Source organism: Massilia sp. 9096, from assembly GCF_000745265.1.
GTDB lineage: Bacteria > Pseudomonadota > Gammaproteobacteria > Burkholderiales > Burkholderiaceae_D > Telluria.
The window spans coordinates 1,048,518-1,070,293 of record NZ_JQNN01000001.1; the positions used below are offsets into that span (position 1 = coordinate 1,048,518).

A 21,776-nucleotide genomic window follows, 5' to 3' on the forward strand; every position below is an offset into this window, starting at 1 on the left:
GCGCCGGGTCCAAGCGTACGGGGGTCAGGCGCCCAGGGCCAGGCGCGCCCCGGCCTGCCTGGGGCGGGCGCCATCGTCGGTGCGGAAGGTGCCGACCAGCGCCGCCAATGCCTGCGCCTGGTCCTGCAGCGAGCCCGCCGCGGCCGCGGCTTGCTCGACCAGGGCAGCGTTCTGCTGGGTCACCTGGTCCATCTGCACGACGGCCTGGTTGATTTGCTGCAGGCCGGCGCTCTGTTCCTCGCTGGCGTTCACGATTCCGCCCATGATGCCGGTCACGCGTTCCACGCTGGTCACGATCTCGTCCATCGTCGCGCCGGCGCGTTCGACCAGGGCGTTGCCGGCGTCGACGTTGCCGACCGAGGCCGTGATCAGTTCCTTGATTTCCTTGGCGGCCGCCGCCGAGCGCTGCGCCAGGCTGCGCACCTCGCTGGCCACGACGGCGAAGCCACGCCCCTGTTCGCCGGCGCGCGCCGCTTCCACCGCCGCGTTCAGCGCGAGGATGTTGGTCTGGAAGGCGATGCCGTCGATGACGCCGATGATGTCGACGATGCGGCGCGAGGAGTCGTTGATCCGGCCCATGGTCTGCACCACGTCGGCGACGATCAGGCCGCCGCGCTGGGCGACCGCGGCGGTGTCGAGCACGAACTGGTTGGCCTGGCGCGCATTGTCGGCGTTGTTCTTGACGGTGGCGGTCAGCTCTTCCAGCGAGGACGCGGTCTCTTCCAGGCTGCCGGCCTGCTCTTCGGTGCGGCTCGAGAGGTGCAGGTTGCCGGCGGCGATCTCGCTGCTGGCGCTGGCGATCGAAGCGCTGCTGTCGCGCACGCTCAGCACGGTGCCGGACAGTTGGCGCTGCATGGCCGCCAGGCCTTCCATCAGCTTGCCCATCTCGTCGTTGCGCTCGGCCGCGATCGGAGTGGCCAGGTCGCCGCGCGCCATCGCTTCGAAGCAGCGCAGCGCCTGGTTGAGCGGGCCCATGATGGCGCGCATCAGCGCGACCGAGGCGGCCGCGATCAGCAAGGCGCCGATCACGATCCCGCCAATGCTGGCGTGCAGCACGTTGTCGCCCAGTCGCTCGGCATCGGCAAACTGGTCGCTCGCTTGCCTGACCTGGTATTTGTCGAGCGCGATCGAGGCCTCGTTGAAGGCGCCGTAACTGGTGGTCAGCTTCTTCATCGCCAGCAGGTCGAGCGCGGCGGCGTCATGCTGGCGCACCGCGTTCGCCACCGCGCGCAGATCCTGGATGTAAGCTTCGCGCTTGGCGCCGGCCGCCTGGGCCAGGCTGTCCTCGACCGCATCGCGCGGCAGGGCGAGATAGGCTTGCCACGCCTTGCCGGAGTCGGCCAGGAAGCCTTCGGCCCTGCTGATGGTCTTGTCGACGTCGGGCGCATCGGGATGAAGGGTCGCGCGGTCATAGGTAAAGCGCGCGCGGCTAAGGAAATTCTTGGCGGCGTCGATGTCCTGGCTGCCGGTCAGCTGGTTCGCATACATGTCTTTCAGCGAACCCAGCATGGTGCGGGTCGAGTAGATGCCGGTCAGGCCGAACAGGAGGATGATCAGGCCGAGCAGGCCCATGGTCGACAGCACTCGGGTACGAAGCGTGATGGAACTGAGCATAGTTAGGCATTGAGCAAAGGGATGAGACTCAAGCCTATCTGCAAAATATGATGCCCTGTATGACAAAGTATTTATTTAAGGAAATATTGAACATTTAGTTGTTTTACGGCGACGGTTTCCGCATGCGAACGCAGGCGCCGGCGCCGTAAACGAAAAAGGCCGCCGGGCGCGCCTTTGCGCGGCCGGCGGCCAGCTCACATGCTTCAGGCAGTCAGGGCGAGCCGCTTGGCGTGATTGCCCGGCAGGGCATCGGCCGCGTCGATGCGGAAGCTGCCCACCAGATGCGCCAGCGCGTGCGCCTGGTCCTGCAGCGAGTCGGCGGCGGCCGCGGCTTCCTCGACCAGGGCGGCGTTCTGCTGGGTCACCTGGTCCATCTGCACGATCGCGCCGTTGATCTGCTGGATACCGGCGCTCTGTTCCTCGCTGGCGGACATGATCTCGGCCATGATGTCGGTCACGCGTGCGACGCTGGTCACGACTTCGCCCATGGTGGCGCCGGCGCGTTCGACCAGGGCGTTGCCGGCGTCGACGTTGCTGACCGAGGCGGTGATCAGTTCCTTGATTTCCTTGGCGGCGGCGGCCGAGCGGTGCGCCAGGTTGCGCACCTCGCCGGCCACGACCGCGAACCCGCGGCCCTGTTCGCCGGCGCGCGCGGCTTCGACGGCCGCGTTCAGCGCCAGGATGTTGGTCTGGAAGGCGATGCCGTCGATGACCGAAATGATGTCGACGATCCGTTTCGAGGAGTCGTGGATGCTGCCCATGGTCTGCACCACGTCGGCGACGATCTGGCCGCCGCGCGCGGCCACTTCCGACGCGCCGATGGCCAGCTGGTTGGCCTGGCGCGCGTTGTCGGCGTTGTTCTTGACGGTGGCGGTGAGCTCTTCCAGCGAAGACGCGGTCTCTTCGATGCTGCTGGCCTGCTCTTCGGTGCGGCTCGACAGGTTCAGGTTGCCGGCGGCGATCTCGCCGGTGGCGGTGGCGATCGAGGTGCTGCTGTCACGCACGCTCTTGACGGTGCCGGCGAGCTGGCGCTGCATGTCGGCCAGGCCCTGCATCAGCTTGCCCATCTCGTCGTTGCTGTCGACCGCGATCGGGGTGGACAGGTCGCCGCGCGCCATCGCCTCGAAGCAGCGCAGCGCGCTGTCCAGCGGACGCATGATGGCGCGCATCAGCGACAGCGACGACACCACGATCAGCAGCCCGCCCAGCACGATGCCGGCGACGGCGCCGTTCTGCACGCGGTCGCCGAGGCGCTTGGCGTCCTCGTAGTGTTCGCGCGCCTGCTTGACCTGGAAGTCGTCGAGCTTGATGGCGGCGTCGTTGTAGGCGCCGTAGGCCGCGGTCAGGGTCTTCATCGCCAGCTTGTCGAGCGCTTCGGCGTCGTGGGCGTGGACCGCGCGGCCGACGGCCAGCATGCCGTTGTCGATGTAGGCCTGGCGGGTGTCGCCGGCGGCCTTGGCCAGCACGGCCTCTTCGCCGTCCTGCGGCAGCGCCATGTACTTCTGCCAGGCCTTGTTCGAATCGGCGATGAAGCCGTCGGCCTTGGCCAGGGTCTTGTCGACGTCGGCGGCGTCCGGATGGAGGAAGACCTTGTCAAGGTTGAAGCGGGCGCGGCTCAGGAAGTTCTTGGAATCGTTGACGGCCTGGGTCGAAGCCAGCTGGTTGGAGTACAGGTCTTCGATCGAGGCGGACATCGAGCGCATCGACTTGATGCCGGCCAGGCCGAACACCAGGATGATGACGCCGAGCAGGCCCATGGTCGATAGAAGACGGGTACGGAGCGTGAGTTTGCTGAACATGAAAGTGAACCGGAAAGAGCCGCACGGCGGCGTAGGTGGATCGAGTACTTGCAAGCGAGCGTGACGTCAGGCGCCAACGGATTCGAATGTAGGACTATACCGACAAAATTTCCGAACGGCAATCATTGTGCCAGTAATTGTGTCTTTTGACGGACAAGTCAGGCTGTTGGCGCATCGATCCGCCATGATCGTATTCACGTCTTGGCACCGCAGGCGTGGCGCCCTGATTGGCGCTCTGCCGACGCCGCAGCGTAGTCAATCTTGAAATGGCGGCATGCCAGCCGCAGCTAGCGCCATGCGTTCCATCCACGGAGGCCATCATGCGCATTTCGAAAGACATCCAGATTCCGCTGATCGTGTTTTCCCTGCAGGCCGTGCTGTTGATCGGCACGGCGCTGGTGTTCATCGTGCTGATCCCGCGCTGACGCGGCCCGGGGGCATCGGGCGCGGGCTCAGGCGCCCAGCAGCGCCGGCGGCGGGGCACGGCGGCGTTCGCTGCGCTCGTCCGCGTGCCTGCGCGCGACCCAGTCTTCCGGGCGCGGTCCCCCGGCGAAGCGCACGCGTCCGTGCACGCCGGCGAGGCGCTCGAGCAGCGTCGATGGCGCCAGCGCGGTCTCGACGCCGGTGGCCGGGTCGAGGTGCCAGAAGCCGCCGTCGCGGTGGAACAGCAGCGGCAGGGCGGCCGCGCGCGGCAGCGCGTGCGCGCCCAGGGGCAGGGTTGGCCGGCATCCGGGCGCCAGCAGCATGAAGGCTTCGGCCGCGCCGCCGGCGTCGACCCGATGCAGCACCACGCCGTGCGGCAGAAGCGCCGTGACGACCAGCGTCGCCACACCCTTGATGCTGGCGGTGAATTCGATGCGCATTCCGAGGCGCAGCGGCACCGGCATGCCCTTGCCCGGCCATACGCCGTCGAGCAGGATGCCATAGCGCGACACGTCCTCGATCTCGAAGCCGTTGCCGCCACGCCGGATGAGCGCGTGGCGCGCGGAGATGCGCCGCGTCAGGCCGTCGAGCGCGGGGCCATGTTCGTCGTAGTGCTGCAGCAGCAGGTCGGCCTCGGCGCCGGCTTCGTACCGGCCGAGCACGCATTCGTCGAGCGCGAACAGGCGCAGGTGGCGCTGGGCGCCGGCGTCCGGTTCGGCCAGCACCAGGCAGGCGCTGTCGGTGCTGAACGGATGGGCGGGCGCGCGCGTGCCGCGCATGCCGGGGCGCGCGGGCAGCGCATCGCGCGCCGGGCTGCGCGCGGGCGCATGTGCGAGCTTGCGTGCCGGGTTGCGCGATTCGTCGATCTCGATCAGGTCCTCGTCCCAGGCGATGGTCGGCAGCGCCAGGTCGATGCGGCCCGCATGGGCGGCGCAGTTGGCATGCGCGCCGCCAGGTCCGCCGGCCAGCTGGGACAGGTCGAGTTCGGCGATCGAGGCGTTGCCGGCACGGATGTCGATGTCGAGCGTGCCGCCGCCGTCCAGCCCGCGCAGGCGCGCGATCGAGGCGTCGTCGGCGCTGATGCGCACGTTCTTGTGGGTCGACAGGAAGGTCTGGTGGATTTCGCCCAGCGAGGCGTCGGGACGCGGCACCAGCAGCACCAGCGTGCAGACCCAGGTGCGCGCCGGGCCGGCTTCACCAGCGGGACGCGCGTGCAGTTCGACGTCGATGCGGTACTGGCCGTGCTCGCGTCCGCGCGAGGAAAATTCGACGAACAGCGGGCGCCATTCGCCGCGCATACTGCGCCCGAACTGCTGGCGCGCCGCGCCGCCGGCCAGCAAATCGGATTGCAGCAGCACGGTCAGCTCGCCCACGGCATCCGGCACCAGGTCCGGCCCCACGCCACGCAGCTCGAGCTTGATGGTCTGGCGGCCGCCGGCGGCGCGCGGGTCGAACCCGCTGATATGAAGGTGCGGGTGGGGTGCGGGGGCTGCGGCGGCTTCGACGCGGCCGGCGCGCAGGCGGCCGAGCATGTCGAAGCTCGAACCCAGCGGGTCCGCCGCGCCCGTTGTACCTGTTGCGCCGGTTGCGCCGGCTGCGTCCGCGCGCGCCGCCGGCTGCGCATGGCCGTGCGCGCACACCGGCTCGCCGGGCATGACCCAGACGGTACAGTGCGGATGTTCGGGGCTGCTGCAGCGGTTCATGGTCGGAAAGTCGTCGATGGGCGCGTGGTTGGGTCGAAGCTTACGCGATTCTAACCGGACGCGGCGCGCGCTCGTTCCTCAAATTGCAATACTCATTTCTAAAATACATTTTTGCCACGCCGGCTTGGACATCGAAGTCCATCTCAGGCGCCCGGCAAAGCGGTCTCGTCGTGCCCGTGCGCCGCGGGCACGCGCAACAACACGGCGCTGACGTTGTCGGGGTAGAAAAACGCCGCCGGGTGGGCGTCGTAGGCGTCCAGCAGCCGGGTCAGCATTGCCGCCGCGTCCAGCTGCGTACCGGCGCGCTCGGCCAGCAGCTGCGGCCATCGGCTGACCCAGCCGGCCGGGTCGGAGCACGACCACAGGCCGTCGGTGGCCAGCAGGTAGGACGCGCCCGGCTTGAGTGCAATGGCGCGCCGGTCGGCCAGCGCGCCGAGCCACGGCGGCAGGATCGACGCGGTCAGCTCGAACAACGGATCGTTCAGCTGCATGGTGTCGGAAAACGCGTTGCCGAGGATGAAGGCTTGCGAGACCTGGGGCCGGTGCTCGCCATGCACCTGCTGCCACCATTCGGCCTGGCCAAGCAGCCCACCCATCGCGAACGCCGTGGCCGGCACGTGGTCGACCGTCAGCGGCGCCACGCGCGCGTGCGTGATCTCGTACAGGCGCGAGTCACCGACGTGGTACAGCAGCGGCGTGCCGCCTGCCGGCAGCTCGAGCAGCGTCAGGGTGGTGCCGGGACGCGGTCCGGAAGCGCCGGCGAAGTGGCGCTGCAGGTCGGCGTGCAGGGCGTCGAGGCGGCGCGCGAGTTCGCCGGTCGAGTCGCACGGCGGCAGCGCCAGCAGGCCGGCGGCGACCGCTTCGGCGGCTTCGCGCCCATGTCCGTGGCCGCCCATCCCGTCCAGCACGGCGATGCGCGCGTGGCCTGGACGCCAGCCTTCCAGGCGCTGGCGCCGGGCCTGGGCGTCGTGCAGGCACACGGCCTCGCCGTCGACGTCGATGAGCACCACGTTGTCCTGGTTTTCCGCGCGCAGGCGCGGGCCGGCCCCCAGTCGCGAAGCGGCGGCGACGTCGAAGGCGCCGAAGCGCAGGCCGGCGCCCAGGTCGCGGGACGGGTCGAGGGACGGATCGTGAAGCTCGGAAGACGGCGGAGTCGGCATGGCGTTACTTTACCCGCAAATGACGCAATGCCAACACACGATCAGATGGGTGTTTTGCCCTTTCCTGTCGCGAGCACGGCGGCGTTGACCAGCACGCAGGCGCCGGCCGCGGCCAGCGCGGCGCGTACGCCCCAGGCATCGGCCAGGCATCCCCAGAACAGGCTGCCGGCGCTGTAGCCGCCGGCCATCACGACCAGGTAGATCGCCAGCGTGCGCGCCCGCACCGCGGCCGGGAACGACAACTGCGCGGCCGCGTTCAGGGTCGAGATGGTCGCCGACCAGGCCATCCCGCCGCATACGATCAGCGGCACCAGCGCCGCCAGCGAACGCAGGAAGGGCAGCGCGACCAGCATCGCGCCGTACACGGCCAGCGCCCCGGCCAGGATGCGCGTCTTGTCGACGCGCGCGCGGATCGCCGGCAGGAAGAAGGCCGCGACCACGGCGCCGGCGCCCAGGCTGCCCATCAGCGTGCCGAACACGCTGGACTGCATGCGCAGCACGTCGCGCACGAACACCGGCAACAGGCCGGCGAAGGCGATGGTCGAGAAGAACACGGTCAGCACGTTGCGCAGGATGCGGCGGTAGCGCGGGCAGCCGAAGGCGAGCTGCAATCCCTCGCGCAGGCGGGCGCGGAACGGCGCGCACGCGCCCGGCTGGGCGGGGCGATCGGCGCTCTCGCGCCACCACGCCAGGTAGACCCCGAGCAGGCCCGTGAAAGACAGCGCGTTGAGCAGGAACAGCGGCCCCGCGCCGACCCAGCCGAACAGCACCCCGCCCAGCGCCGGGCCGAGGATGGCGGCGACGTTGTAGGACAGGTTGTTGAGGGTGGCGGCGGCTTCGACCTCGGCCGGTTCGACCAGCGAGCACATCGCCGCCTGCCAGGCCGGCCACATGAAGGCCGAGCCGCAGCCAAGGCAAAACACCAGCGCCAGCACCAGGCCGTGCGGCGCCTGGCCGCCGCTCGCCGCGACCAGGCCGGCCATCGCGCAGGCGCAGGCGGCCATGAAGGCGTTACAGAAGAACAGGAACATGGGCCGGTGCACCCCGTCCGCGACGACGCCCGCGAACAGCGCGAACAGGAATACGGGCACGTAGGTCGAGGTCTGGACAAGGGTGGTGCTGGTGGCCGAGTGCGAGCTGGACGCCACCAGCCAGGCCGAGGCGAAGGTCTGCATCCAGGTGCCGAGATTGGACACGAGGTTGGCGCACCACAGGCTGCGGTAGCGCGGATGGCGCAGCGGCCGGGTCAGCGGCACCTTGGCGCGCGCCGGGGCCGCCGCGGCGGGGACGGCGAGACTGTGTTTCGACATAGAAATAGTCTACGGAGCGGCGGCGCGGCGGTCAACGCGTCATCGGTGTCTCGTGGCCGATTCCTGCGCCGATGCGTGCTTTTCCCAACACCGGGCTGGCTGTCGCGCAGGGTGCGGGGGCGCTCAGCGGCGCTCGCAGTCGCGCGGCGCGGACGCCGATGCTGCCTGGAGCGCACGCAGGCAGCCGGCCGGCAGCGACTCGAAACGGATCTCGTCGAGCTGGGCGCACAGCGCCGGGTCGCCGCGCACGAGCTGGCCGGCCTCGACGCGGCACTCGGCCATCGGGTCGTGCGCTTCCTGCGGGCTTTCGATCCAGGCGACGTGGCCGGCGGCGTAATGCGCGACCGTGATCGCCGACCAGCCGCCGTCGTCCTCGGCCCACAAGGTCTGGCAACCGCCATAAGCCGGACCGATGTCGGGATTGCGCGGATAGACCTTGACCAGCTGGCCCATGCTGCTGTCGATGCCCGCATCAGGCGGCGGCGCGGTCAGACCGCAGTTCGGTGGCGCTGGAAGCGCGGCAGCAGGCGTCGGCCGTTGCGGTCGCTCGGCGGCCGTGGCCCGGCCCGCCAGCAAGGGCAGGGCGAGCAGGAAGATGGCGAGGTGGGGGCGGTCGAAGGTCATTGGCGGGATCGGAACAGGCGCGGCGATTGTACCCGAGCCGGGCGCGCCGGCGCATGCTATCTTGTCGATATGACCAGTTCCCCTGCCATCGGACCCATCATCCGTCCGTTCGCCGATGCCGACGTGGCACCGGCCGCCGCGCTGCTGCGCCGCGCCGCGCTCGACTTCATCGTGCACGAGTCGACCCGGGACGGCGCGCGCGACTTCCTGGCGCGCCACGACGAGGACGGCCTGCGCGCCAACATCGCCGCCGGCTTCGTGTACCACGCCGCGCTGGCCGAGGGCGAGCTGGCCGGCTTCATCGGCGTGCGCGACCGCAGCCACGTGTTCCACCTGTTCGTCGGCGCGCGCTGGATGCGGCCGGCGCGGCGCACCCGGGCGTCTTCACGGTCAATGCGTCCAACCATGCGCTGCCGTTCTACGCCTCGCTGGGCTTCGTGCGCACCGCGCCGATGCAGGTGGCGGCGGTGCTGTACAACCCGATGCGCCTCGGTGCGGCGGGCGGCGCGGCTTCAGTCCTCGTCGCTCCGGCGTAGCCACAGGCTCGAGGTCCAGCCGCTTTGCAGGCGGCCGTCGATGCGCGCGCGCACCTGCCACCAGTCGCCGTCGACCGCGCCGGTGGAAATCACGCCGCTGCCGGCCGGCAGCACGGCCAGGCGCGCCGCGTGCACGCCGCTGCCGCTGCGCAAGTTCAGCGGCGCGGCCACGCGGTAGCGCGCGCCCGGCGCCGGGGTCTTCTTCAGCGCCGCCGGGAATGCGGCCGCGGGCAGCGGCGCCTGCACCGGCTGCGCCGCCAGCGCCGGCACCGGCGACGGCGGTCCGGCCAGCGGCCACGCGGGCGGCAGCAGCAACAGCAATAGCGTGCCGAATGCCAGCGTGCCACCCGCCAGCAAGGCGCCGCCGCGCAGCGTCGGCCGGCGCCACCAGTGGCGTGGCGTGAAGCGCGCGGCCAGCGCCAGGCTCAGGGCCAGCGCGAGCGCGTAGGCCGCCAGCGCGATCGGCCAGGCATGGCCGCCCATGCCGTGCGCAGCGAAGGGAAGGCTCGGCATGGACGTCTACGCCTCGAAGCGCAGCACGTAATGGCCGGCGACCAGATGGTGGCCGGCCGGCAGGCGATACGGCTGCTCGGGCGTGGCGGCCTTGACCTCGGCGACGAACGCCAGGTCCGGGTCGAGGTGGTACAGCGCCTGGGTCGCGGACAGGCGTGCGATGCCGTAGCCGTCCTCGAGCGCTTCGAAGCTGAAGGCGTTGCGCGACAGGCCCAGTCGGTCGGCGCTGGTGGCGGACACGCCGTCGCCGTTGCTCAGGAAGGCCGGCGAATCGAGCACGCGCAGCCCGGCCAGCATCGGCGCGCCACGCCCGAACGCGAAGCGCGCACCCGGCGCCACCGGCAGGTTCGGCGCTTGCGGCAGGCGCAGCAGCGCGCAATAGCGGTCGGCCAGCTCCGGCGCCGCCGCCAACAGCTCGACGGTGGTGCCGTCGAGCGGGTTGAAGCTGGCCGGCGCGGCGATGCGCTCGCGCCCGGCCGCGGTGATCGCGTGCAGGCGGTCTTCGTCATCGACCGACACGCTCAGGAGGGCGCCGCGGCCCGGCGCGGTCGGGGCCAGCGAGCGGTCCAGTCCGATCTGCAGCGCACGCGCGCCGGTCTCGCGGTAGCGCGACAGGCGCGGCAGCGCCAGGGCCGCCAGCGCGACCCGCTGGCGCGCGACCGGGGCGAAGGTGGCGTCGAGTTCGGCCTGGGCGAACGCCGGCGCCCGGACCGGCGCCGGCCTGACAGGCGCCGGGGGCAGCGGCAGCGCCGTCATGTCGATGCCGGCGCGCGTGGCGATGGGCGTCGCGGCGCTCGACTGCGCCGGCGGCTGGGCGGCTGCGCGCGGCTTCCACACGGCGGGGCCGGGCGATGGCATGGCCGCGCCGGGCGCCGCGCTCGCCCGCGCGGACGCGCCCAGGTGGGCAGGCGTCGGGGCGCCTGTGGGCACCGGCATCGACGCCGCAATGGGCGCCGGGACGGACGCGGGCACGGGCGCCGCCGCGATCGGGCGCGCTCCTGCCTGCGCCGGCGCGGCCGGCGTCACGCGCAGCAGCAGCCGCAGCGGCAGGCCGGCGCCATCGACCGCGCCGCGGCGCGAGCGGATCGTGTAGTAGCCGGCGGCGGCGTCGTAGCTGCAATCGAACATGTCCTTCGGCCGCACCTGCAGTTCCAGCGGCGCGCCGGGGCCGTCGTTGATCAACAGGACCGCGCCCTCGGCGCCGAACGGCCAGCCGGGCGCGGCCCAGGTGGCGCCATGCTCGTCGTTGCCGATCAGCGTCAGGCGCTGGTTGGGGTAGATCGCACACACGGTCTTCCAGACGGCGCTGTCGCGCGAGACCGCCACCGTGTACTGCACTTTTTCGTTGGGCGCGGGCAGGTACACCGCGTGGCCGAACTTGACTTCGACCTCGCCCGGGGCCAGGCGCTCGGCGCCGACCACGTGGTAGCGCACCTCGTCGCCGGACAGCAGGTCGCCGAAATCCTTCTGGTGCAGCGCCGCCAGGCCCTGGGCCAGGTCGCGCGTGCGCGCGCCGCGCGTGAGGTGGCGGTCGTCGTCGACGTCTTCCTGCGGCAGCATCAGCGTGACGTGCGAGAAGCAGCGCGTGGCGGAGCGTCCGCGCAGCTCGCGCGGGCTGCGCTCGAGCAGGTCGCGCAGCAGGGGCCGGCGCGAGAACAGCGCCAGGCCCGGCGCCTGCCACAGGGCGTCGGGGTCGAACACATCGTCGACCTTGCCTAGGACTTCATGTTGGACGTAGACCGGCATGTTCGTTCTCCTCTAAAGATTGGCTGCTGGCGGCAGCGAGGCCTAGCAGGGGGCAGATGAAAAACAGCAGGTGCGAGCCGCCGGCCGAGAGAAAACTCATCGGCTGGCCCATCACCGGGAAGATCGCCAGGTTGGTGCCCCAGGACAGCAGGAAGTGGCCGAAGGCGAAGGCGGCGCAGCCGACCAGCAGGAAGCAGCGCAGGCGCGCCAGCCAGGCCAGGCGAAAGTCGCGCGCGTTCGACGCTTGCAGCCAGCAGCGCAGCGCGGTGCGTGCGAGCAGCGCCAGGAACAGCGACTGCAGCAGCCACAGGCCGAGCGCCGCCGCCAGGCCGTGGCGCTCGAGGAAGAACGAGGCCGCGAAGTCGTCCTGCACGGCCGGCACGCGCAGCGCCGGACCGGCGTCCTGGCCGAGCGACAGCAGGCCGAACATGCCGTCGGCGCCGCGCCAGTCGCCGGCCGCGATCGCGCGCGCGCCCAGCAGCAGCTGCTGGCCGGTGTGCGGGTGGGTGAGCGGATCGAGCCAGACCAGGAAGCGGTCGGTATAGAAATTCCATTGCGCGACCTCGCCCGCGCCGGCGCTGCGCAGGAACGCGACCCCGGCCACGCCAAGCAGCGCCGCCCCGATCAATCCCGCGCCCAGCAGCGGCTGGCGCGTGGCCCAGGCGTGCGCCAGCGCCAGCGCGCCGCCCCAGACGGCCAGCAGCACCAGCGGCGAATAATCGTCGACCTGCACCAGCGCGACGGCCAGCAGCACCAGGAACAGCAGGGCCGGCGCGCCCACGCGCAGCCAGCGCCGCAGCGCCCCGCCGCCGCCCTGGCCGGGAGCCGCGCCCGCCAGCGCCAGGCTATGCGCGGCCAATGCCGACAAAGCCAGCTTGGCGAATTCGACCGGCTGCAGGTCGAATACCCCGGTCTCGTCGCCGAACACGACTTCCAGCAGCAGTCCGGCCAGCGCCACCCCGGCCAGCAGCAGCAGGCCGAGTTCGACCCGCGCCTGCGACGGCGGCCGCGCCGGGCGCAGCAGGCGCAACAGGGGAGCGGCGCCGGCGGCGATGGCCAGCACGGCGCTGCTGCGCTCGAACGCGCGCAGCCACGACGATTCGGTCGCGCCCAGGCCGAGTTCGAGCTGGGCCAGCAGCCCGACCGCGAGCAGCAGCAGGCCGGCGCCGAGGACGCCGGGCAAGCGGCGCGGCGCCAGCAGCGCGAACCACAGCGCACCCCAGGCGGCGAGCAAGCCGATGCCGGCGCCGGCTGGATCGCCGCTGCGTTGCAGCGCCAGCAGCGTCAGCCCGGCGCCAAGCAGCAGCGCGCCGCCGAGCGCATGGACGATCTCACGAGGCTGGCGGCGGCGCGTGCGCTGCAGCCGCGCCAATCCCCAGGCCGCCCATGCCAGCGCGAGCGCGACGGCGCCGGCAAACACCGGCGGCGCCTGCGGCGGCAGGTTCCACAGCGCGCGCCGGGTCCAGGTCCATTCGAGGCCGGGCGGCAGGCGGCCCCGGTCGGGCGCGGCGTACAGGGCGACGTGGCTGACGGGCAGCAGCGCCAGCGCGGCGCCGGCCCGCCGCAGGGCGTAGCGGGTGCGGCCGAGCACCAGGCCGCCGGCGCCGTCGAGGCTTTGTTCGCGCTGCGCCAGCAGGGACGGCGCGTCTTCGGGGCCGGCCTGCATCAGCAGGGGAGTGTCGGAGGACGACAGCAGCAAGCCCTCGGATGTGCGGGCGATGCGCGCCGCGGGCGCGGGCAAGCCGGCGATGCCGATGCGGTTGCCGCAATCGAGGTTGCCGCCGAAGACCAGCGGGCGCGCCAGCGTCAGGGCCAGCGGCATGACGCGGTTCCACAGTGCGGCCAGGCGCACGCCGAGATGGGCGTCGGGGCAATCCGGCTGGGCGGCGCCGTCGCGTGTCAGGGTGGCGCCGTCGAAGCGCCAGCGCGCGCGCGCGCGCGCACCTGCGTCCGCGTCCGCGTCCGTGAGGGTGATGCGCGCGCCGGCGCCGCCTTCGGGCGGTTCGGCCGCGAAGGCGGCGGCGCCGAGCTGGAAGCGCTGGCCGGGCGCGAGCAGGATGCTGCCGCTGCGCGCCTGGCGCTCGCCGCGCAGCACGCGCAGCGGCGGTGCGTCTTCCGGGCTGGCGGCCCACCAGGCGCCGGCGCCATCGCGGCGCAGGCGCAGCGCGCGTTCGGCGGCGCCCGGGGCCGCCAGCAGGTCGCGTCCGAGTACGATATCGGCGTCGGGCGCCAGCGCGACCGTAATCTGCGCAGGCATCCAGGCCGCCGGCGCACGTAGCAGGGCCAGCATCTGCAGCGCGCACAGCAGGAGAAGGACGGCGCCGGCGAGGAGACGGGCGGGCTTCATGCGGCGCTCCGCAGCCGCGTCGCCGCGGCCGGGCAGGCGCCGGCAGGCGCAGCGATGCCGGCGCGCGCCGCGGCGATCAGCCGGCTGATCTCGAGCGCATGGCGCGGGCGCCGTTCGGGACGCGGCTGCAACAGCGCGCGCAGCAGCGCCAGCGCCGGCGTCGGGTCGGGGGCGGAGGCGGAGGCGGGCCGCCCGACGCCGCTGTTTTCCATATCGCCGGCCGCCAGGCGCGCGAACAGCGCCGCCTCGTCCTGCGCCAGTACCGGCGGCAAGCCGTTTCCGGGCTGCGCCAGCAAGCGTGCGCCTGCGGCCGCGCCGTGTGCGCGCAAGGCGCAGGCGCAGGCGTTCGAATAGCGCAGCAGGCTGCCCGTGACCAGGTAGTACAGCAGCGCGCCGAGGGCAAAATAGTCGCTGCGCGCATCGGTGAGGTAGCCTCCGTCGATGCCGAAGAACTGCTCGGGCGCCTGCCAGGCGGCGGTGCCGGTGTAGGCGTGCGCGGCACGGTCGGCCAGCGCGCGGCTGGTGCCGAAGTCGGCCAGCTTGAGCGCGCCGTCACGATCGAGCAGCAGGTTCGCGGGTTTGAGGTCGAGGTGGCGCCAGCCGTAGCCGTGCACCTTGGCCAGCGCGGCGTTGACCTGGGCCAGCCAGTCGAGCGCCTCGAGCGGTGCGGGCGCGCTCCCGCGCGCGCGCAGGGCGGCCAGGTGCTGCGCCAGGTCGGTCTCCAGCAGTTCGAGCGCGGCCGCCGGCAAACCCTCGTGCATGCCGCTGTCGAGCAGGCGCACGATATGGCGCCGGTCCCACGGCTGCAGGGCGCGCAGGAAGGCGATCTCGGTGGCGGCGGCCTCGCACCAGCGCGCGCGCTGCGCCGGCGCGGCCAGTGTCATCTGCGCGCTGTTGACCAGCTTGAGCGCGGCCGGCTGGCGCCCGGCGAGCGATTCGGCGCGCCACAGCACGCCGTAGCTCGACCCACCCAAGGGTGCGCACAGGCGCCAGGCGTGGCTGCCCAAGGTGATGATGTCGCCCGTTTCCAGCATGCTGCTCCTCCTGCGGTCGGTTCGTAATGCACGAAGCCGTTCGCTGCCGGATAGCGGAGGGGGAGGGAAAACGAGGGCGGAAAATGAAAACACCCTGGAAGCCTGGACTTCGCAGGGTGCAGGGGACCATCTGATTCACCGCGCACGCGGCGCGGTCGGTTCGGTCGCAAGGTCGCGCCGGTCAGGCCGGCGCCGGGCGATCAGCGGCGATGGTGGTCCCAGCCGCCGCGGTCGTAGTAGCCACGGCCGTGGTCGTAGTAGCCGCGCCCCGGGTTGACGTAGACTACTTCCGGACGGTCGCGGTAATAGTAGCGCGGCGAATCGACGTAGACCGGAGCCGGTTCGACATACACCGGACGCGGCTCGACGTAGACCGGGCGCGGCTCGACATACACCGGGCGCGCTTCGGCGTATACCGGGGCCGGCTGGTAATAGCTGCTCGAGTAGCCGCGGTTGCCGTAGTAATAATCGTCGCGGGTCGGCTGGGCGTTGCCGACCGCCGCGCCGAGCACGCCGCCGACGATGGCGCCGTTACGGCCGCCGACCGCGCCGCCGAGTGCCGCGCCGGCCAGGCCGCCGACGACCGTGTTCGTGCCCCGATCCTGCGCCATCGCTGCCGTGGACGACACCGCGGCCGCGGCCAGGAGCACCGCACCAAAGCAAGTTTTTTTCAACATGGCATTTCCTTGAAGCCTAAACGGGGATCGGGATGATCACGTCTTCGTCAGGCATGGATGTATCCTATTCCTGCCAATTCCTGGTGCCACGCGTTAATACGAATTCTTACATGTGCATCCTGGCCGGTAACACATTTTGGACAACCCTTGCACTCGGGCCAGACTGCCCCATCTACTGGGCTGTTCTTTCTTTCCTTCCCGCATCCATGGCCCGCCGACGATCCTCCGTTTCCGTTCTCGCCATCCTGGCCCTGCTGCATTTGTACATCGGGCTGCGCCTGTTGCCCGCGATGGAGGTGGGGGTGGTCGGCGCCGTGCTGGGCATCGTGCTGCTGGCGGCCTCGGCCGGTCTGGTGCGCATCGGCCTGGTCGCGCCCAGCCTGCGCCGCACGCGCTGGTCGGAACCGCTGGCCTGGGCCGGCTTGTTGGCGATGGGGCTGTTTTCCTCGCTGCTGGTGCTGACCCTGGTGCGCGACCTCGTCTTGCTGGTGATGCACCTGGCCGGCGCCGGCAAGCCTGGCGTGATGCGCGATTCGGCGATCGCCGTGCCGCTCGTGGCGTTGGCCGTGACCGCGATCGGCTTCGTGAATGCGCGCCGGCTCGCGCGCGTGGTCAAGGTCGAGGTGCCGATCGCCGGGCTGCCGGCGCCGCTGCACGGCTATTCGATCGCGCAGATCTCCGACATCCACGTCGGTCCGACCATCAAGCGCCCCTATCTGAACGCGATCGTCGACCGGGTCAATGGCCTGAAGGCGGACGCCATCGCGATCACCGGCGACCTGGTCGACGGCAGCGTCCAGCGCCTGGCGCCGCACACCGAGCCCTTGAAACGGCTGGCGGCGCCGGACGGGACGTTTTTCGTGACCGGCAACCATGAGTACTATTCCGGGGCCGAGCAGTGGGTCGCCGAATTGCGCCGTCTCGGATTGCGCGTGCTGATGAACGAGCACGTGATCTGCAGGCGCGACGATGCCGCCATCATGATCGCCGGCGTCACCGATTATTCGGCGCAGCATTTCAATCCGCTGCACAAGAGCGATCCGCAGCAGGCGGCGGCCGGCGCCCCGAGCGGCGTCGCCGTGAGGGTGTTGCTGGCGCACCAGCCGCGCACTGCGCCGGCCGCGGCGGAGGCCGGCTTCGACCTGCAACTGTCAGGCCATACCCACGGCGGCCAGTTTTTTCCGTGGAATTTGTTCGTGCCCTTGCAGCAGCCTTTCGTCGCCGGCCTCAACCGGGTGAAGTCGCTGTGGGTCTACACCAGCCGCGGCACCGGCTATTGGGGTCCACCAAAGCGCTTCGGCGCACCATCCGAGATCACGCTCGTGACGCTCGTGCCCGCCTGAGGTGCATCGCCGGGCATGACCGGTTTGCAATGATGTATTTACGGCAATAATTCCTTCAAAAGACGGCGGGGATGCGCTATTGTTGTAGGTTTTCAACCTGCACCAGAGGAATCTTCGCATGAACCGTCGCCGCTTTCCCGCTTTGACTCTAGCTGCCGCCTGCCTGATCGGCGCCTTCGCGAACGCCGGCGCCGCCGACCCGGCTCCCGACACCGTCCTGGCCAAGGTGCGCGACACGGCGATGAGCAGCGACTACGCTTACGGGCGCCTGGAAGACCTGACCGACCTGGTCGGCCCGCGCCTGTCCGGTTCGGCCGGCGCGGCGGCGGCGGTGGAGCAGGTGGCCGCCGAACTGCGCAAGCTGGGCGCCAAGGTGACGCTGCAGCCGGTCAAGGTGCCGCACTGGGTGCGCGGTGCCGAATCGGCCGAGCTGGTCGATTACAAGGGCCGTCCTGCGGGCATTACCCAGAAGATCGTCTTGACGGCGCTGGGTGGCTCGGGCGCGACGCCGGCCGCCGGCCTCACCGCCGACGTGCTGGTGCTGCACAGCTTCGATGAGCTGAAAGAGCGCGCGGCCGAAGTCAAGGGCCGCATCGTGCTGTTCGACGTGCCGTTCGACCAGAACATGGCCGATCGCGGCCTGGCCGGCACGGCCTATGGCCAGGCCGGCGCGTATCGCTTTGCCGGCCCGCAGCGCGCGGCCGAGCTCGGCGCCAGCGCCGTGCTGGTGCGCGCCGTCGGCGGCGCCGCCTTCCGCATCGTGCACACCGGCATGACCCGCCTGAACGCGCAGACCCACGTCCCGGCGGCCGCGGTCACCATCGAAGACTCGATGCTGATCACGCGCCTGGCCAAGCGCGGCCCGGTCAAGATGCACCTGACCCTGACCCCGCAGACGCTGCCGGACGCCGACAGCTACAACGTCATCGCCGACTGGCCGGGCACCGACAAGGCCGACGAGATCGTGCTGGTGTCGGGCCACCTCGACTCCTGGGACCTCGCCACCGGCGCCAACGACGATGCTTCCGGCGTGGTCAGCGCCATGGGCGTGATCGACACGCTGCGCCAGCTCGGCGTGCACGGCCACCGCACCATCCGCGCGGTGGCGTGGATGAACGAGGAAAACGGCGGGCGCGGCGGCCAGGCCTACAACGCCTCAGTCAAGGCGCACGCCGACAAGCAGTTTGCGGCCTATGAAGACGACAATGGCTCGGGCCGCCCGTTCGGCCTGCGCGCCGGCGTCAGCCTGCAATCGGCCAAGCTGTTCGCTCCGCTGCAGGCGGCACTGTACCCGATCGGCGCCGGCGCCTTCCGCCGCGAGGACGTGATCGGTTCCGGCGACTTGAGCGAGCTCGAGGAGTCGGGCGTGCCCAGCTTCGAGCCGTGGATCGATTCCTCGGACTACTTCAATTACCATCACACGACCGCCGACACCTTCGATAAGATGAACCCGGACAACCTGCGCCGCCACGTTGCCGTCATGGCAACCACGGCCTGGTTCCTGGCCAATGTGGAGACGCCGATCGGACGCGCCAACATCGCTGCCGGTCCGAAAGCGGCGGCCGCGCATTAAGCCGTACTAAGCGTCGGCGGTCGTCCGAGCATGCCGGCGCTTCGGCCCGGCGTGCTCGGACGGCAGCGGTAGGGCAGGGCGGCGCTTGCGGATGCGCCACGAAGTCAGTACAGCGGTCGGCGCGTCGCGAGCAGGCGCACCGCACCCTGACTGCTCTTGGACACCTGTCCAGCTGCCACATCCTTTAGCGCGCCGGAACGGCCCGGCTCATACACCGTTCAGGCGCCGCACCGCGCGCGCATGCCCACGGAACGGCCTGCCGTACACGGTCTGGATGCCGCTGGCAAAATTTTGCCCCCAGACCAGCTGCGCCCGCGTTTCGTGCTGCTCGCTCGACCAGTACCAGACACGCTCGAATTGCTCGCGCTGGTTGGCGAACAGCAGCGCGAGCTCGCGCCGGTTCGGCAGCAGGCCTTCGCGCCTGGCTGCCCATTCGGTCGCGGCCGGCCAGCTGACGTCGACGGCTTCGTCGGGCATCAGCACGAGATGATAGTCGGGCTCGCCGTTCTTGCCGAGAATGAGCCCGGCATACGATTCGCCTTCCCGCAGCATTTCTTGAATCCTCAGGTATTCACCCATTGCGTAATCCTCCTGGAAGCCTTGCGATCTCTTGTTTATGACCTTGATCGCTCCGCTTGGTTGCGACGTGGGATACGACGTAGCTCATAACGCATTTTCTTTTCCTCAGGTTCCGAATTTGCTTACCGTACTGTCGCCCCGCCAAATTGTTACATCGGCGATAGAGCACGGCGGATGCACGTACGAATAGTTGCAATTGGATGTTCATAAACACCTGATTATTAGAAGCAAAATCCTTTATTCGTTCGTTATCTAGAGAATTTTTTTTTAAAAAAGATTGAACTTAGGAAGTTTCCACCTATCAAAGGGGTACATTCTCTTTTTTTGGTAAGGAAACTTCAGATGAAAAAACTAGTTACTTTTGCTTCGGACATCCGCATCAACGCCCTGCTGTGCTGCAGCGCCACGGTTCTCCTGACCGCGTGCGGCGGCGCCATGAACGACACCGGCGGCGGCGCGCAAGCGCAAACCGCCGCCTACGTGCAGAGCGATGTGGCTGGTTCCGACGCAAACAGTGCTGCCACGACGCCGAATGCGGTCGATGCAACCGCGGCGCAAGCGGCCGAAGCTGCCGGCAACGGCAACTTCGAACTGGTCGGCTACGACACCCATCCGCTGGCGGCATCCACCGCCGACGCGGCCGTTGCCCCTGCTGCGCAGGACGCATCGACCGCCGAGGCCGCGCCGGCAAATGGTGCGCCCCGTCTCCTGGCGATGGTCAGCAGCGTCCCGACTACGACTACAACCACGACTGAGGCAGCAGCTGTGACCAACACCGCGCAAGAAAGCGCCACCGTCCAGCTGTCGACCCCGGCCACGACCTACAACTACTACGTCTCGCCGACCGGCAACGACTCGGCCGCGGGCAGCAAGGCCGCACCGTTCAAGACCCTGGCCAAGGCCGCCAAGATGGCGACCAAGGCGAGCACTACCGTGTGGGTGGCCCCGGGCACCTACGCCGGCGGCATCAAGACCACCGCCAGCGGCGCCGCCTCGGCACGCATCTACTGGGTCTCGACCACCAAGTGGGGCGCCAAGGTGGTTCCGCCGTCGAGCTCGAGCAACAACAACGCCTGGGATAACCGCGGCAATTACGTCAGCATCATCGGCTTCGATATCGACGGCAGCAATTCGGGCAGCGGCACCGCCTGGACCCACGGTATCTACACCGGCGGTTCCTACGGCATGATCGCGAACAACCACATCTACAACGTGGCGCAGAAAGTGGCGTGCACCAGCGCCGGCGGTTCGGCGATCGGCGTGGACAGCTACTACCACGGCGTGCTGACCGACGTGATCGGCAACGTCGTCAACGACATCGGTCCGAAGGGCTGCACCTACGTCCAGGGTATCTATTTCTCGACCTCCGGCACCATCAAGAACAACCTGGTGTACCGCGTGGGCGCGGTGGCGATCCACCTATGGCACGACGCCACCAACGTGACCATCACCAACAACACGGTGACCACCTCGAACTTCGGCATGGTGATCGGCGGCGGCGACTTCTATTACAACAAGACCGGCGCCAACAACGTTTTCGTCGCGAACAACATCGTGTACGACAACAAGTACGGCATCTCGGAGCAGGGCACGACTGGCAAGAACAACCAGTACAAGAACAACCTGATCTACAAGAACCCGTCGTACAACATCTCGCTGCGCAACGGCCTGACCGCCAGCGGCACCGTGAGCTCGGATCCGCTGTTCAAGGCGTATTCGACCACCGCCGCGACGCCGGACTTCCACCTGAGCAGCAGTTCGCCGGCGATCGGGCGCGGCATCGCGACCAATGCCTACGCCACCGACCTGGACGGCAAGGCGCGCAGCGCCTCGACCGGCTACGACATCGGCGCTTATCAGCACTGATGGCAGGGATCGCCGCTGACACGGCGGCGAACCGCTGAGGACCCTCTGGTGCGCCGTGCATGCGGCGTGCGAGTTTGGCCCGCACGCCTTTGGCCTGCGGGCTTTTTTACGTCCAGAGAGGGCACGTGCGCGCGGTACGCGTACGCGCGCGAACCTGTTTTCGATCGATCAGTCTTCGATCGGCTGGGTGATGTCGGGGCCGTCGGCGCCGGCGCGGTTGACCGCCTTGCTGACCTTGTGCCACTCGAAGGCCTCGGACGGCACCGCCGCCTGGCGCGCCAGTTCGATCGCCTGTTGCGGCGTGAGTGTCGGGTCCATCCACAGCGCGGCGTCCTCGGCCTGCAGCACCACCGGGCGGCGGTCGTGGATGTCGAGCATGCCGCCGGACGCATCGTCGGTGACCAGCACGAAGCCGGCCTCGGCGCGGTTTTCCTCGAAGCTGCCGAAGTTGGCCAGCGCCAGCAGATACAGCGTGCCGTGGTCCTTGCGGTGGATGTGCCAGGGCTGCTTGTGACCTTTTTCGCCGGTCCACTCGTACCAGCCTTCGGCCGGCACGATGCCACGCCCGCGCTTGACCAGGCTGGCCCAGTAGCGGTTGGCAAGCTTGTCCAGGCGCGCGTTGATGGTGATCGGCACCTTGCCTTCGGCCCACTTGGCGCGGTAACTCCAGAACACGTCGTCGATGCGCCGCTCGCCGTCCTGCAAGTGCATCACGGGGCGGTAGGTGCCGGGGGCGGCGTTGGTGGTCGGCCCGGACTCGCTGTCGAACACGGCGTCGGTCCAGCCGAACACATTGGCGTAATGGCGAGCCGTCTGGCTCTGGTCAAATCGTCCACACATGCAGTCATGGTAACGCAGACGCACGGCGGGGCGCGTTCGCTAGCGCCGGGTGTCCGGCGCCAGCCCGGGCGCAGGTACCGATCGGGAGG

17 protein-coding genes are annotated in these 21,776 nt (G+C 69.9%); 4 read left to right on the forward strand and 13 right to left on the reverse strand.

The genetic code is table 11. The features are described 5' to 3' along the window. Nucleotides 1-24: 24 nt before the first annotated feature. From FA90_RS04600 to FA90_RS27115, 6 genes are all read right to left on the reverse strand, one after another. Complete coding sequence (locus FA90_RS04600; RefSeq protein WP_036166382.1) at nt 25-1,614, reverse strand: methyl-accepting chemotaxis protein; 1,590 nt, start codon at nt 1,612-1,614, stop codon at nt 25-27. A gap of 203 nt (nt 1,615-1,817) precedes the next feature. Continuing rightward, complete coding sequence (locus FA90_RS27480; RefSeq protein ID WP_036166385.1) at nt 1,818-3,413, reverse strand: methyl-accepting chemotaxis protein; 1,596 nt, start codon at nt 3,411-3,413, stop codon at nt 1,818-1,820. A gap of 452 nt (nt 3,414-3,865) precedes the next feature. Further along, nucleotides 3,866-5,539 carry an FHA domain-containing protein gene (locus FA90_RS04610; protein ID WP_081933645.1) on the reverse strand — a complete coding sequence of 558 codons (1,674 nt, stop codon included), beginning with the start codon at nt 5,537-5,539 and terminating at the stop codon, nt 3,866-3,868. A gap of 143 nt (nt 5,540-5,682) precedes the next feature. Then, nucleotides 5,683-6,699, reverse strand: coding sequence for a PP2C family serine/threonine-protein phosphatase (locus FA90_RS04615; RefSeq protein WP_156116587.1), 1,017 nt, complete (start codon nt 6,697-6,699; stop codon nt 5,683-5,685). A gap of 41 nt (nt 6,700-6,740) precedes the next feature. Further along, nucleotides 6,741-8,009, reverse strand: a complete 1,269-nt coding sequence (locus tag FA90_RS04620; RefSeq protein WP_051971425.1) for an MFS transporter — start codon at nt 8,007-8,009, stop codon at nt 6,741-6,743. Between the two features lie 123 nt (nt 8,010-8,132). Further along, nucleotides 8,133-8,966: a hypothetical protein gene (locus FA90_RS27115; RefSeq protein WP_036166389.1), complete on the reverse strand. Its 834-nt coding sequence runs from the start codon at nt 8,964-8,966 to the stop codon at nt 8,133-8,135. Nucleotides 8,967-9,043: 77 nt separating this feature from the next. Here FA90_RS27115 and FA90_RS27120 point away from each other — a divergent pair, with 77 nt between their 5' ends. Then, the gene (locus tag FA90_RS27120) at nt 9,044-9,169 is read left to right on the forward strand and encodes a GNAT family N-acetyltransferase (RefSeq protein ID WP_239700987.1); all 126 of its coding nucleotides are present in this window, start codon (nt 9,044-9,046) and stop codon (nt 9,167-9,169) included. On the opposite strand, the gene FA90_RS04630 is transcribed toward FA90_RS27120, so the two are convergent. The 5 genes from FA90_RS04630 to FA90_RS04650 all read right to left on the reverse strand — a co-directional run bounded on the left by FA90_RS04630 (nt 9,146) and on the right by FA90_RS04650 (nt 15,486). After that, nucleotides 9,146-9,682, reverse strand: coding sequence for an SH3 domain-containing protein (locus tag FA90_RS04630; protein ID WP_239700538.1), 537 nt, complete (start codon nt 9,680-9,682; stop codon nt 9,146-9,148). The two genes, FA90_RS27120 and FA90_RS04630, sit on opposite strands and share 24 nt — an antisense overlap. A gap of 6 nt (nt 9,683-9,688) precedes the next feature. Then, nucleotides 9,689-11,428 carry a hypothetical protein gene (locus FA90_RS04635; protein ID WP_036166392.1) on the reverse strand — a complete coding sequence of 580 codons (1,740 nt, stop codon included), beginning with the start codon at nt 11,426-11,428 and terminating at the stop codon, nt 9,689-9,691. Continuing rightward, nucleotides 11,406-13,775: an FtsW/RodA/SpoVE family cell cycle protein gene (locus FA90_RS04640; RefSeq protein ID WP_036166395.1), complete on the reverse strand. Its 2,370-nt coding sequence runs from the start codon at nt 13,773-13,775 to the stop codon at nt 11,406-11,408. Before FA90_RS04640 ends, FA90_RS04635 begins: the two co-directional genes overlap by 23 nt. Continuing rightward, nucleotides 13,772-14,809 (reverse strand): protein kinase, encoded by a 1,038-nt coding sequence (locus FA90_RS04645; RefSeq protein ID WP_036166398.1) that lies wholly within the window; start codon nt 14,807-14,809, stop codon nt 13,772-13,774. The genes FA90_RS04640 and FA90_RS04645 overlap by 4 nt, the downstream gene beginning before the upstream one ends. Before the next feature lie 200 nt (nt 14,810-15,009). Beyond that, nucleotides 15,010-15,486 (reverse strand): glycine zipper domain-containing protein, encoded by a 477-nt coding sequence (locus tag FA90_RS04650; protein ID WP_036166402.1) that lies wholly within the window; start codon nt 15,484-15,486, stop codon nt 15,010-15,012. Between the two features lie 206 nt (nt 15,487-15,692). Here FA90_RS04650 and FA90_RS04655 point away from each other — a divergent pair, with 206 nt between their 5' ends. Next, entirely contained in the window at nt 15,693-16,829 is a 1,137-nt protein-coding gene (locus tag FA90_RS04655; protein WP_036166405.1) for a metallophosphoesterase, read from the forward strand. Nucleotides 16,830-16,947: 118 nt separating this feature from the next. Next, nucleotides 16,948-18,402 carry a M28 family peptidase gene (locus tag FA90_RS04660; RefSeq protein WP_036166407.1) on the forward strand — a complete coding sequence of 485 codons (1,455 nt, stop codon included), beginning with the start codon at nt 16,948-16,950 and terminating at the stop codon, nt 18,400-18,402. 207 nt (nt 18,403-18,609) lie between these two features. Here FA90_RS04660 and FA90_RS04665 read toward each other — a convergent pair whose 3' ends face one another. Further along, nucleotides 18,610-18,981 carry a DUF1566 domain-containing protein gene (locus FA90_RS04665; RefSeq protein ID WP_036166409.1) on the reverse strand — a complete coding sequence of 124 codons (372 nt, stop codon included), beginning with the start codon at nt 18,979-18,981 and terminating at the stop codon, nt 18,610-18,612. Nucleotides 18,982-19,323: 342 nt separating this feature from the next. Here FA90_RS04665 and FA90_RS24790 point away from each other — a divergent pair, with 342 nt between their 5' ends. Continuing rightward, the gene (locus tag FA90_RS24790) at nt 19,324-20,847 is read left to right on the forward strand and encodes a choice-of-anchor Q domain-containing protein (RefSeq protein WP_051971426.1); all 1,524 of its coding nucleotides are present in this window, start codon (nt 19,324-19,326) and stop codon (nt 20,845-20,847) included. A gap of 168 nt (nt 20,848-21,015) precedes the next feature. Here the strand turns inward: FA90_RS24790 and FA90_RS04675 are convergent, their stop codons facing one another. Then, complete coding sequence (locus tag FA90_RS04675; RefSeq protein WP_036166411.1) at nt 21,016-21,687, reverse strand: SOS response-associated peptidase; 672 nt, start codon at nt 21,685-21,687, stop codon at nt 21,016-21,018. Between the last annotated feature and the right edge of the window lie 89 nt (nt 21,688-21,776).